This window comes from Nocardioides renjunii (assembly GCF_034661175.1).
In the GTDB taxonomy this organism is placed as follows: Bacteria; Actinomycetota; Actinomycetes; order Propionibacteriales; family Nocardioidaceae; genus Nocardioides; species Nocardioides renjunii.
Genome location: NZ_CP141058.1, coordinates 498,194 through 510,730 on the forward strand (window position 1 = coordinate 498,194; position 12,537 = coordinate 510,730).

General features: G+C 73.7%; 11 protein-coding genes. 9 read left to right on the plus strand and 2 right to left on the minus strand.

The features are described 5' to 3' along the window. The first annotated feature begins 35 nt into the window (after nucleotides 1-35). The 3 genes from SHK17_RS02290 to SHK17_RS02300 are packed head-to-tail and all read left to right on the plus strand — an operon-like array spanning nucleotide 36 to nucleotide 3,330. The gene (locus tag SHK17_RS02290) at nucleotides 36-2,090 is read left to right on the plus strand and encodes an acyl-CoA dehydrogenase family protein (protein ID WP_322920952.1); all 2,055 of its coding nucleotides are present in this window, start codon (nucleotides 36-38) and stop codon (nucleotides 2,088-2,090) included. Beyond that, entirely contained in the window at nucleotides 2,087-2,758 is a 672-nt protein-coding gene (locus SHK17_RS02295; RefSeq protein WP_322920953.1) for a class I SAM-dependent methyltransferase, read from the plus strand. The genes SHK17_RS02290 and SHK17_RS02295 overlap by 4 nt, the downstream gene beginning before the upstream one ends. Then, on the plus strand, nucleotides 2,755-3,330 hold the full coding sequence (locus tag SHK17_RS02300; RefSeq protein ID WP_322920954.1) for an alpha/beta fold hydrolase: 576 nt from the start codon (nucleotides 2,755-2,757) through the stop codon (nucleotides 3,328-3,330). Before SHK17_RS02295 ends, SHK17_RS02300 begins: the two co-directional genes overlap by 4 nt. Before the next feature lie 22 nt (nucleotides 3,331-3,352). Here the strand turns inward: SHK17_RS02300 and SHK17_RS02305 are convergent, their stop codons facing one another. Next, complete coding sequence (locus tag SHK17_RS02305) at nucleotides 3,353-4,078, minus strand: DUF72 domain-containing protein (RefSeq protein ID WP_322920955.1); 726 nt, start codon at nucleotides 4,076-4,078, stop codon at nucleotides 3,353-3,355. Nucleotides 4,079-4,171: 93 nt separating this feature from the next. Here SHK17_RS02305 and SHK17_RS02310 point away from each other — a divergent pair, with 93 nt between their 5' ends. The 3 genes from SHK17_RS02310 to lon all read left to right on the plus strand — a co-directional run bounded on the left by SHK17_RS02310 (nucleotide 4,172) and on the right by lon (nucleotide 8,103). After that, on the plus strand, nucleotides 4,172-4,753 hold the full coding sequence (locus tag SHK17_RS02310; RefSeq protein WP_322920956.1) for a carboxymuconolactone decarboxylase family protein: 582 nt from the start codon (nucleotides 4,172-4,174) through the stop codon (nucleotides 4,751-4,753). Beyond that, nucleotides 4,750-5,628, plus strand: a complete 879-nt coding sequence (locus SHK17_RS02315) for an RNA polymerase sigma-70 factor (protein WP_322920957.1) — start codon at nucleotides 4,750-4,752, stop codon at nucleotides 5,626-5,628. Before SHK17_RS02310 ends, SHK17_RS02315 begins: the two co-directional genes overlap by 4 nt. Nucleotides 5,629-5,718: 90 nt before the next feature. After that, the gene (lon, locus tag SHK17_RS02320; RefSeq protein ID WP_322920958.1) at nucleotides 5,719-8,103 is read left to right on the plus strand and encodes an endopeptidase La; all 2,385 of its coding nucleotides are present in this window, start codon (nucleotides 5,719-5,721) and stop codon (nucleotides 8,101-8,103) included. 51 nt (nucleotides 8,104-8,154) lie between these two features. Here lon and SHK17_RS02325 read toward each other — a convergent pair whose 3' ends face one another. Continuing rightward, complete coding sequence (locus tag SHK17_RS02325; RefSeq protein WP_322425218.1) at nucleotides 8,155-8,691, minus strand: inorganic diphosphatase; 537 nt, start codon at nucleotides 8,689-8,691, stop codon at nucleotides 8,155-8,157. 114 nt (nucleotides 8,692-8,805) lie between these two features. Here SHK17_RS02325 and dacB point away from each other — a divergent pair, with 114 nt between their 5' ends. From dacB to tilS, 3 genes are all read left to right on the plus strand, one after another. Next, on the plus strand, nucleotides 8,806-10,281 hold the full coding sequence (gene dacB / locus SHK17_RS02330) for a D-alanyl-D-alanine carboxypeptidase/D-alanyl-D-alanine endopeptidase (RefSeq protein WP_322920959.1): 1,476 nt from the start codon (nucleotides 8,806-8,808) through the stop codon (nucleotides 10,279-10,281). 258 nt (nucleotides 10,282-10,539) lie between these two features. After that, a complete protein-coding gene (locus SHK17_RS02335) occupies nucleotides 10,540-11,556 on the plus strand; it encodes a zinc-dependent metalloprotease (protein ID WP_322425109.1) in 1,017 nt (338 codons plus the stop codon). Further along, nucleotides 11,553-12,527, plus strand: coding sequence for a tRNA lysidine(34) synthetase TilS (gene tilS, locus SHK17_RS02340; protein ID WP_322920960.1), 975 nt, complete (start codon nucleotides 11,553-11,555; stop codon nucleotides 12,525-12,527). Before SHK17_RS02335 ends, tilS begins: the two co-directional genes overlap by 4 nt. Nucleotides 12,528-12,537 lie beyond the last annotated feature (10 nt).

Below are 12,537 nucleotides of genomic sequence, written 5' to 3' on the forward strand. Positions count from 1 at the left end.
GCGGTGAACCTACCGGCATGGCTACCTTGGGAGCCATGCCTGCCGAGACGGCCACCGACCAGGTCCCCGACGAGATGCCCACCGTCGAGCCGGAGGCGCCCGCGATCGAGCGGGTGGAGGACGACGCCGTCCACGCCACCGACAGGGGCTACCGCCAGCCGGAGGTCGACGTCGACGCGCTGCGGGCGGTGCTCGACGGCCGCTACCGCGAGGTCCGCGACCTGGTGCGGGCCAACCTCGTCGAGCACGCGCAGATCCTGCTCGACGAGGAGCAGCTGTCCACCGCCGACTTCCGCGAGCGCGTCAGGGACGTGGTGGTGACCATGGCGGGCACCGGCCAGACCGGCATGGGCTTCCCCGAGGAGTACGGCGGCGGCGGCGACATCGGCGCGTCGGTCGCGGCCTTCGAGACCCTCGCCTACGGCGACCTGTCGGTGCTGGTGAAGGTCGGCGTGCAGTTCGGCCTCTTCGGCGGCGCGATCCTCCAGCTCGGCACCAGGGCGCACCACGACGCCCACCTCGCCGACCTCGTCAGCGGCCGCACGATGGGCTGCTTCGCGATGACCGAGAGCGGGCACGGCTCCAACGTCCAGGCCCTCGGCACCGTCGCGACGTACGACGTCGAGGCCGAGGAGTTCGTCATCACCACCCCCGACGACGAGAGCCGCAAGGACTACATCGGCAACGCCGGCGCCCACGCCGAGCTCGCCGTCGTCTTCGCCCAGCTCGAGGTCGGCGGCGAGCGGCACGGCGTGCACGCCTTCGTGGTCCCGATCCGCGAGGACGGCCGGGTCCTCGACGGCGTGCGCGTCGAGGACTGCGGACCCAAGATGGGGCTCAACGGCGTCGACAACGGCCGCCTCTGGTTCGACCACGTGCGCGTGCCGCGCACCGCCCTGCTCAACCAGTTCGCCGAGGTCACGCCGGAGGGTCGCTACCTGTCACCGATCGACAACGCCAACAAGCGGTTCTTCACCATGCTCGGCACCCTCGTGCAGGGCCGCGTCTGCGTCGGCGGCGCCGGCATCAACGCGGCCAAGGTCGCGCTGACCATCGCCACCCGCTACGCCGTGCGCCGTCGCCAGTTCGAGACCACCGCCTCCGGTGAGGAGCAGGTCCTCCTCGACTACGGCATGCACCAGCGGCGCCTCCTGCCGCTCCTCGCCCGGACGTACGCCCTCCACTTCGCGCAGGAGGTCGTCGCCGGGCAGCTGCACGACGTGTTCTCCGGCCCCGGTCCGACCGAGCCGGGCAGTGACGAGCACGCCCGCCGGATGCTGGAGTCCCGCGCCGCGGGCACCAAGGCGCTCGGGACGTGGCACGCGACCCGCACCATCCAGGAGTGTCGCGAGGCCTGCGGTGGGGCCGGCTACATCAGCAAGAACCGCTTCGCGGCCCTCAGGGCCGACACCGACGTCTTCACCACCTTCGAGGGCGACAACCACGTGCTGCTGCAGCTCGTCGCCAAGGGCCTGCTCACCGACTACGCCGGTGAGTTCGAGGACATGGACCAGCTCGGGATGGCCCGGTTCGTGGCCGGCCTCGCGGTGGACACCGTCGTCGAGCGGACCGCGGTGCACAAGCTCGTCCAGTCGGTGCGCGACCTGCTGCCCGGCGGCGACACGTGGGACCAGGAGGCGGGGCTCCTCGACCCCAACTACCAGCTCGCCATGCTGCGCTTCCGCGAGGAGCACATGATCGGCGGCGTCGCCCGGCGGCTCAAGCGGGGCGTCGACCAGGGCGCCGACCCGGGCGCGGTGTTCTCCCGCGTGCAGGACCACGTCATCGCCGCCGCCCGCGCGCACACCGAGCGGCTGGTGCTCGAGGCCTTCGTGGCGAGGACCGCGGCCCTCCCCGACGGCGACCTCAAGGTGGCCCTCAACCTGCTCTGCGACCTCCACGCGCTGAGCACCATCGAGGCCGACCGCGCCTGGTTCATGGAGCACGGGCGCCTGTCCAGCACCCGGTCCAAGGCGATCAGCCGCGAGGTCAACGCCCTCTGCCGCAAGCTCCGGCCGCTCGCCGTCGACCTGGTCGACGCGTTCGGGGTGCCCGAGCAGGTCCTCCGGTCCGAGGAGCTGCTGGCGTGAGGCTCCCCGGGCTGGGCGGCTGGAGCGAGGACCCGCTGTGGTCCTACGTGTACCCCTGGCTCGTCGAGCACGAGCGCGTCGGCGGCGCCGCCTGGCGGGCCGGCACCGGCAGCGACCTCGCGCTGCTGCACGACGCGGCGGCTGAGCTCGGCACCTTGCCCGCGGGCTCGCGGGTGCTCGACGTCCCCACCGGCTCCGGGGTGGCGCTGCGCGGCGTCCGACCCGGCCAGGGCCTCGACGTCGTGGCGGCCGACATCTCCGCCACCATGCTCCGGCGGGCGAGCGACACCGCCCACCGCCTCGGCGTGGCCGACCAGGTGCGGACGACCCTGGCGGACGTGGGAGACCTGCCGTTCGCCGACGCCACCTTCGACCTCGTCGCGACCTTCACCGGCCTGCACTGCTTCCCCGACCCGCACCGCGCGGTCGTCGAGATGGTGCGGGTCCTGGCACCCGGCGGGGTGATCACCGGCAGCTCGATCTTCACCGACACCGGCGCGCGCTACGAGCCGCTGCGCCGCGTGGCCGGCCGCGCCGGGATCCTCGGCCCCATGTGCACCTCCGACGAGGCCCGCACGTGGCTGCGCCAGGCCGGGTGCGCCGAGGTCGAGCTCACGCTCCACGGCGCGCTCGGCTACTTCCGGGCCGTGAAGGCGGGCCCGGCATGACCTTCGGGGGCCTCCCGACCCGGTGGGAGCCGGCGAAGCCGAGCCGCGGGGTCGCGCTGGTCGCGCCCGGCCGGGCCTACCCGCCCAGCGCGCCGCTCCTCGAGTTCGCCCGCATCGCCCTGCTGCAGCACGGGTTCACCGTCCAGCAGATCTGGTGGGACTCCACGACCCGCGGCGACGAGGACCCCGACGCGTGGGTGCGCCGGCACGTCGAGGCCGCGCACGCCGCGGAGGACGCCGACCACGTGCTGGTGGTCGGCAAGTCGCTCGGCACCCGCGCCGCGTCGTACGCCGCCGAGCGCGGGCTCGACGCGATCTGGTTCACGCCGCTGCTCGTCGAGCCGGTGGTGGCCGAGGCGATCGCGGCGAACCCCGCCCGCCAGCTCCTCGTCGGCGGGCCGGCCGACGAGCTCTGGGACGTCGCCGTGGCGCGCGAGCTCGCCGACGCCGGGTGCGACGTGCTCGAGGTGGCGGACGCCGACCACGGCATGGGCACCCGCGATGCCGTCCGCACCGCCGAGGTCCACCTCGAGGTGGCCCGCGCGGTGGACGCCTTCCTGCGCGCGACCTGAGGGGCCGCCTCGACCAGCGGGGTCAGTGACCGAGGAGGGTGAGGAAGCGCTCGGCGTCGCCGACACGCGGCATGTTGTTGAACATGACGTAGGGCGTCGGCCGCCCGTCGACCAGGTCCCTCACGCGGCGCAGCTCGTCGTCGGTGTGGACGTGCCGCGCGCCCGTGGTGCCGTGCAGCCGGTAGTAGGTCTGCTCCGGCGTCACCGTCTCGGCCTGCATCGGATCGACGACGTGGACCAGGTCCAGCTCGGTGCACAGCTCGACGAGCAGCTCGGTGGGCCACTCGCCGCGCGGCTCCCACAGCAGCCGACCGGCCGGGCGGTCCACCTGCGACACGAACGCACGCAGCCGGCGGACGTTGTCGACCGTGGGGCGGAAGCTCCGCGGGCACTGCAGCAGCACCGCGGTCGCGCGCAGCAGCCGGGCGCACTCGAGCGTCCGCTGCCAGCCGGCGAGGACCGGAGGAGTGGTCCGGAACGCACCGACCTGCCCGCGGGCGCTCTCCGGGAGCGGTCGCTTCAGGCGCCGGTAGGTCGGGCTGCCGGACTCGTGCGTGACGACCTGCCAGGCCTTGAGGGTGAACTCGAACCCGGGAGGCACCTGGGCGCGCCACCGGTGCAGCACGGCGTCCGCCGGTGGCTCGTAGAACGTGTGCTGGACCTCCACCACGGGGAAGCGGCGTGCGTACGACGCCTGCGACACCGTCCAGCCGCACAACCCGACCCGTACGTCCACGTCCACGTCCACCTCCCCAGTCTGCCGCCTCCGACCTGTCACAACCCGGAGCCGGCCGGTGTCTCCATGGCGTCCGACCCACCACGCTGCAGATGGAGTGATGACATGCCCAGCCAGTTCCGGATCCCCCGGGCCACGATCGACGGGGCCTACGGCGCCCTGATGACCCGCGTCGCGAAGCGGATGTGGGGCCAGGTCCCCGACAACGCCTACCTCCTGTGGCACAACAAGCCGGTGATGAAGGCGGTCTTCGGCTTCGAGCAGAAGATCGGGAAGTGGACGGCGCTCGACCCGCACCTCAAGGCGTACGCCGAGATGGCCAGCGCCGCCGTGATCGGCTGCTCGTGGTGCCTCGACTTCGGCTACTTCATCTCGCACACCAAGGGCCTCGACGAGGCCAAGGTCCGCGAGGTGCCGCGCTGGCGGGAGTCGGAGGTCTTCACCGACCTCGAGCGCGACGTGATGGCCTACGCCGAGGCGATGACCGTGACGCCGCCGGAGGTCACCGACGAGATGGTGGCCGCCCTCGACGACCGGCTGGGCCACGCCGCGGTCGTCGAGCTGACCATGATGGTCGCCGTCGAGAACGAGCGGTCGCGGTTCAACTCGGCGATGGGGCTCGCCTCGCAGGGCTTCAGCGACGTCTGCGAGCTGCCGCTCGCCCAGGCTGGCACGATCGCCACGTGAGCACGAGCGATCCCCTCGAGCAGTGGGCCCGGCACCGCAACCTCCTCTTCACCGTCTCCTACGAGATGCTCGGCTCCGCCGCCGACGCCGAGGACGTGCTCCAGGAGGTCTGGCTGCGGTGGGCCGACGTGGCCGTCGAGGAGGTGCGCGAGCCGCGCGCCTACCTCGTCCGGATGACCACCCGGCTCACCCTCAACCGGCTGCGCACGCTGTCGCGCCGCCGCGAGGACTACGTCGGGACGTGGCTGCCCGAGCCGGTGCTCACCACCCCCGACGTCGCCCAGGACGTCGAGCTCGCCGACAGCGTCTCGACCGCGATGCTGCTGGTGCTGGAGACCCTCCCGCCGACCGAGCGCGCGGTGTTCGTGCTGCGCGAGGTCTTCGACGTGCCGTACGCCGAGATCGCCGAGGCCGTCGAGAAGTCGGAGCCGGCGGTGCGCCAGATCGCCAGCCGCGCCCGCGCGCACGTGGCCGAGCGCCGGCCGCGGGCGTCGGTCACCGCGGCCGAGCGCGACGCGGTGATCGAGCGGTTCCGGGCCGCTACCGAGACCGGCGACCTCCAGTCGCTCATGGACGTGCTGGCGCCCGACGTGGTGCTGATGACCGACGGCGGCGGCAAGGTGCAGGCCGCGCTCAACCCGATCTTCGGGCGCGACAAGGTGCTGCGCTTCCTGACCGCCGTGACGCCCGAGACGCTCGAGCTGGTGCCGGTGTGGCTCAACGGCTCGCCGGCCATCCAGTTCGTCATCGCCGGGCACCGCGACGGCGTGGGGACGATGCTCGTCGAGGACGGCGTGGTGACGCGGCTGTTCCTGGTGCGCAACCCCGACAAGCTCGGGTCGGTCCTCGAGGAGGTCGACCTCGCCCGGCAGTGACCTCGCCCGGCCGTGCGAGCGCTCGCGGGCGTTCGCGCTGAGCGGAACCCCGACCGGAATCGGCGTCGCCGTGGCGGACGTTCCACCCACATGACGCAGAACCTGTCCCTCCCTGTGGTGTTCCTCCACGACACGGTCGTGCTGCCCGGCATGGTCGTGCCCATCGAGCTCGACGACTCCGCGCGCGCCGCGATCGACGCCGCCCGCCTGGCCCACTCCCAGACCGGATCCGAGAGCGGTGCCGACACGGACTCCGAGCCGACCCGGGTGCTGGTCGCCCCCCGCCTCGAGGACCGCTACGCCACGCACGGCGTCGTCGCCGTCGTCGACCGGGTCGGCCGGTTCGCCGGCGGCCGGCCGGCCGCGGTGCTGCGTGCGGAGCGCCGCGTCGCCATCGGTGCCGGTGTCACCGGTCCGGGCGCGGCGCTCTGGGTCGAGGCCGAGGCGGTCCCGGCGACCCCCGTCACCGACGAGCTCCGCGAGCTCGCCGAGGACTACCGCACGCTCGTCGTGTCGATCCTCGAGCGCCGCGAGGCGTGGCAGGTCATCGACAACGTGCGCCGCATCAGCGACCCCGACGCGCTCGCCGACACCTCCGGCTACGCGCCGTACCTCTCCGAGGACCAGAAGCGCCAGGTGCTCGAGACCCCCGACGTGGGGGAGCGGCTGCGCACGCTGGTCGAGTGGACCCGCGCGTACGACGCGGAGGACGAGGTCAACGACAAGATCAGCCAGGACGTCCGCGAGGGGCTCGAGCAGAACCAGCGCGAGTTCCTGCTGCGCCAGCAGCTCGCGGCCATCCGCAAGGAGCTCGGCGAGGGGGAGCCGGACGGCTCCGACGACTACCGTGCCCGCGTCGAGGCCGCCGACCTGCCCGAGCACGTCCGCGAGGCGGCGCTGCGCGAGGTCGACAAGCTGGAGCGCGCGAGCGAGCAGAACCCCGAGGCCGGATGGATCCGCACCTGGCTCGACACCGTCCTGGAGCTCCCGTGGGCCGTGCGCACCGAGGACTCCCACGACGTCGTCGCCGCCCGCGCGGTGCTCGACGCCGACCACCACGGCCTCGACGAGGTCAAGGAGCGCATCACCGAGTACCTCGCGGTGCGCGCCCGCCGGGCCGAGCGCGGCCTGGAGGTCGTCGGCGGCCGCGGCTCCGGCGCGGTGATCCTCCTCGCCGGCCCTCCCGGGGTCGGCAAGACCTCGCTGGGCGAGTCGGTCGCCCGCGCCCTGGGCCGGAAGTTCGTCCGCGTCGCGCTCGGTGGCGTCCGCGACGAGGCGGAGGTCCGCGGGCACCGGCGCACGTACGTCGGCGCCCTCCCGGGCCGCATCGTGCGCGCCATGAAGGAGGCCGGCTCGATGAACCCGGTCGTCCTCCTCGACGAGGTCGACAAGGTCGGCGCGGACCACCGCGGCGACCCGGCCGCCGCCCTGCTCGAGGTGCTCGACCCGGCGCAGAACCACACGTTCCGCGACCACTACCTCGAGCTCGACCTCGACCTGTCCGACGTGCTCTTCGTGGCCACCGCCAACGTCGTGGAGCAGATCCCGTCGGCGCTGCTGGACCGGATGGAGCTGGTCACCCTCGACGGCTACACCGAGGACGACAAGGTCGCCATCGCGCGCGACTTCCTCGTGCCCCGGCAGCTGGAGCGGGCCGCGCTCACGGCCGACGAGGTCACCGTGTCGGACGACGCGCTCGGCGAGCTCGCCGCCAACTACACGCGCGAGGCCGGCGTGCGCCAGCTCGAGCGGCTGCTGGCCAAGGCGTTCCGCAAGGCGGCGACGCGACTGGCGACGGGCGAGGTGGACCGGGTCGACGTCGACCGCGACGCCCTCACCGGCCTGGTCGGCCGGCCGCGCTTCATGCCGGACAGCCACGAGCGCACGGACGTGCCCGGCGTCGCGACGGGGCTGGCCGTGACCGGCCTGGGCGGTGACGTGCTCTACGTCGAGACGTCGGTCGCCGAGGGCAAGGCGGGGCTGATCGTCACCGGCCAGCTCGGTGACGTGATGAAGGAGTCGGCGTCGATCGCGCTGTCGTGGGTGCGCGCCCACGCGGTGGAGCTCGGCATCGAGCCGGCCGCCCTCGAGCGGGACATCCACGTCCACTTCCCGGCGGGCGCGATCCCCAAGGACGGCCCGTCCGCGGGCGTCACGATGGTGACCGCGCTGGTGTCGCTGCTGACCGGCCGCCCCGTGCGGTCCGAGGTGGGCATGACCGGCGAGGTGACGCTCTCGGGACGTGTGCTGCCGATCGGCGGCGTGAAGCAGAAGCTGCTCGCCGCCCAGCGGGCCGGGCTGACCACGGTCTACGTGCCCGAGCGCAACCGCGCCGACCTCGACGACGTGCCGGCCGAGCTGCTCAGCGCGCTCGACGTGCGCCCGGTCGGTCGGGTCACGGAGATCCTCGCCGAGGCGCTCGAGCCGGCCCGCGACGCGGCCGGGACGGCGTACGGCGCGAGCACCGCAGCCTGACGCCGGGTCGACTGACGCGGGTCGCCCGACCCGGGACCGCTCGGTCCTGGGTCAGGCGTCCTGGCCGAGGCTGTCGTCGGCGATGTTGTCGAGGTCGTTGCCGTGGCCCTCGGTCTTGAAGCGCTCGAAGGAGGCGTGGACCTCCTCCTCGGCCTCGACGCGGCCGACCCAGTCGGCCCCCTCGACGGACTTGCCGGGCTCGAGGTCCTTGTAGACCTCGAAGAAGTGCTGGATCTCGAGGCGGTCGTACTTCGAGACGTGGTTGATGTCGCGCAGGTGCTCGAGGCGCGGGTCGTGCGCGGGCACGCACAGCACCTTGTCGTCGCCGCCGGCCTCGTCGGTCATCCGGAACATGCCGATCGCGCGGCACTCGATCAGGCAGCCGGGGAACGTGGGCTGCTGCAGGATCACGAGGGCGTCGAGCGGGTCGCCGTCCTGGCCGAGGGTGTTCTCGATGAAGCCGTAGTCGGCCGGGTAGGCCGTCGAGGTGAAGAGCATGCGGTCCAGGCGGATGCGCCCGGTCTCGTGGTCGACCTCGTACTTGTTGCGCTCACCCTTGGGGATCTCCACCAGCACGTCGAACGTCAGCACGTCTTCCTCGCCCTCTCCGGCACGTCGTCGGGCCGGTCCACTCGCACTCAGCTGCGCCGGCCGGAAGCCCGGCGGACGCTTGTGCACGCAGTCTCGCGCACAATGGCCCCGATGCGCGAAGCGAGAGGGTCCCGGAGCCGACGTGACGTACGCCACCCGGTGTGGACGTGGGTGTCGACGTGGGTGCCGACGCTGCTGGTGCTCGCGCTGCTGGCGGCGGCCGTGGGGGCGTACCGCTTCGAGTGGGGCCAGCGCTACCTGCCCGGCCTCGCCGCCGACCCGGCCACCGAGCCCGAGCAGGTGCTCCCGCCGGCCGGGCTCGAGCTGCCGGACTGGGCACCGGCGTCCGCCGGCGGGGACCCCGTCGACACCTCGGCGGCCATCGATCCCGATGCGGTCGCGGCCGCCCTCGCGCCCGACCTCGCCGACCCCGACCTGGGCCGGCACGTCGTCGCAGCCGTCACGTCGCTGACGCCGGGCCCCGCGGGGTGGAGCACGGAGGAGCAGCGCTACCTGCCCGCCTCCACCACCAAGCTGCTGACCGTCGGCGCCGCCCTGGCGGTGATCGGCGCGGACCGCCGCTTCACGACCCGCGTGGTGCGCGGCGACCGCCCGCGCGACGTGGTGCTGGTGGGCGGGGGAGACCCGCTGCTGGCCAGCCAGCCGCTCTCGCTCACCGAGGCGGCCACCACCTATCCCGCGCGCGCCGACGTCACCACGCTCGCCCTCGAGGCGGCCGAGGCGCTCGGCGGGAAGGCGCCGGTTCGGGTCCGCTTCGACGACAGCCTCTTCACCGGCCCCACCGACAACCCGGCCTGGCGGCGCGACTACGTCCCCGACGACATCGTCAGCCCCATCACCGCGCTCATGGTCGACAGCGGCGTCGAGCCCGACGGCCAGTCCCGCTCCGACGACCCCTCCCTGGCCGCCGCCCGGGCCTTCGCCGAGGGCCTGCGCGCCGCCGGGCTGCGGGTGACCGGCCAGCCGCGGCGGGTCGTCGTACCCCCGGGCGCGGAGGAGCTCGCCGCGGTCGAGAGCGCACCGCTGTCGCAGATCGGCGAGCGGATCATCGAGGTCAGCGACAACGAGGGCGCCGAGGTCGTGGCCCACCACGTCGGGATCGCGATGCTGGAGACGGGCTCCTTCGAGGCCGGCGCCACCGGCGTGCTCGAGGCGCTCGCCTGGCGGGGCATCGAGAGCCGCGGCGACGAGGTGTACGACGGCAGCGGGCTCTCGCGGCGCACCCGGGTGTCCACCGCGACGGTCCTCGAGCTCCTCCAGCACGCCGCCTCGCCCGAGGGCGAGGACCTGCGCAGCCTCGTCACCGGCCTGCCGGTGGCCGGCTTCACCGGGTCGCTGACCTACCGCTTCGCCGAGGGCCCAGCCGTCGCGCGCGGCCTGGTCCGCGCCAAGACCGGCACCCTCACCGGCGTCAACGCCCTCGCCGGGATCGCCGTCGGGCGCGACGGCACCCCGATGGCCTTCGTCCTCGCCGCCGACAGGACGCGGCCGGAGAACAGGTACGACGCCCAGGAGGCCCTCGACCGCGCCGCGGCGGCGCTCGCGGCGTGCCGCTGTGGTGCCTGACGGGCGGTGCGTCTGACCGCCTCGCTGCGGTGGTTCAGCTCGCCGCTGGTTTCCCCGCCTGTCTCGCGCTGGTTTCCCCGCCTATGCGGGGAAACCCGAACATGTCGAGGCGTGTACGCCCCCAGAAGTTGGAGGAACGCTCGAGGAGTCGGTCCGGCATGGGCCTGTCCTGCTCGCTCCTCCTGCACGTCGCGGGCGCGCCGCGGACCCCCTCCCTGGGCGGGGGAGGGATTGTTCGCGCCCGGCTAGGGTCGGGACATGAACCTGATCGACTGGGACTTCGCCGTCACCGTGGGGTCCAAGGTCGCCGGCCCGGGGCCCGAGGTGTCCGCCGACGAGGCGGCCGCCGCCGTCGTCGAGCTGCGTGAGGGGGCGGCGAGGTCGACTCCGCTCGTCAGCGAGTTCACCGGGCTGCGGACGACGGCCGGCACGGCGCCGGTGCTCGTCGTGGACCGGAGCGGCTGGCTGCAGGCCAACGCCGACGGGTTCGCCAAGATCCTGACGCCGATCGTCGACAAGCTCACCGAGAAGAAGGGCGCTCCGTCCGGGTTGTCCGCCGCCATCGGCTCGCGGGTCACCGGCGCCGAGGTCGGCCTGCTGCTGGGGTTCCTCGGCAGCAAGGTGCTCGGCCAGTTCGACCCCTTCCACGACCCGCACGGCCGGCTGCTGCTCGTCGCGCCCAACATCGTGCACGTCGAGCGGGAGATCTCCGCCGACCCGAGCGACTTCCGGCTCTGGGTGTGCCTCCACGAGGAGACCCACCGCGTGCAGTTCACGGCGAACCCGTGGCTGGGCGACCACCTGATGGCCCAGATGAACGCCGTCGCCGACACCATCGAGCCGAGCGCGTTGCTCGACGGGCTGCGGCGCGGGGCCGAGGCGATCCGCGGCGGCAACGCCAGCGTCGTCGACATCGTGTCCTCGCCCGAGCAGAAGGAGATCCTCGACCGGGTCACCGGCGTCATGTCGCTGCTCGAGGGCCACGCGGACGTCGTGATGGACGGCGTCGGCCCGAGCGTCATCCCGTCGGTCGCGCAGATCCGCACCAAGTTCAACCAGCGCCGCCAGGGCGTCGGCACGCTCGACAAGCTGCTGCGGCGGCTGCTCGGCCTCGACGCCAAGATGGCGCAGTACCGCGACGGGGCCGTCTTCGTCCGCCACGTCGTCGACAAGGTCGGCATGGAGCAGTTCAACGCCGTGTGGACCGGGCCGGAGACGCTGCCGTCGAAGGACGAGATCGGCGATCCGGACGCCTGGGTCGCCCGGGTGCTGTGACGCTCCACCCCTCCGTCGCGGCGGTCCGGCTCCCGGTCCGTGCGGCGCTGTCCGGCCTGTCCGCGGGCGACGTCGTCGCCGTCGCGTGCAGCGGCGGGGCCGACTCGCTGGCCCTGGCCTCGGCCGCGGTCTTCGAGGGCCACAAGCGCGACCTCCGCGTCGTCGGGGTGACGGTCGACCACGGCCTGCAGCCCGGCTCGGCCGCCCAGGCCGACCGGGTGGTCGCCCAGCTCGCCGCCCTGGGCGTCGACGAGACGCTCACCGCGCGCGTCACGGTGGACGCCGTCTCCGGCCTCGGTCCCGAGGCCGCCGCGCGGGAGGCGAGGTACGCCGTCCTCGAGGAGGTCGCCTCCCACCTCGGCGCCCGCACGGTGCTGCTCGGCCACACCCTCGACGACCAGGCCGAGACCGTCCTGCTCGGCCTGGCTCGCGGCTCGGGCGGTCGCTCGCTGCAGGGCATGCGGCCCGGCTTCGGCGTCTTCGCGCGCCCGCTGCTCGGCGTACGCCGGACCGACACGCTCACCGCCTGCCTGGTCGAGGGGATCGAGCCCTGGGACGACCCCCACAACCACGACCCCGGCTACACCCGCGTGCGCGTACGCGACCGGGTGCTGCCCGTGCTGGAGGCCGAGCTCGGCCCGGGGATCACCGAGGCGCTCGCCCGCACCGCCGACCAGCTGCGCGAGGACACCGCCCTGCTCGACCTGCTCGCCGCCGAGGTGCTGGCCGAGGTGAGCAGGGACGGCGGCCTCGACGTCGCCACGCTGGGCGCCCGGCCGCCGGCACTGCGCCACCGGGTGGTCCACCGGGCCGCCCTCGGCGCCGGCGCCCCGGCGTCCGAGCTGACCCGCGACCACGTCCTCGAGGTCGACAAGCTGCTCGTCGGCTGGCGGGGCCAGAAGTGGATCGACCTCCCCGGCCACCTGCGCGCCGTGCGCCGCGACGGACTGCTCGTGGTCGAGGCCCGCTGAGCGTCCGGGA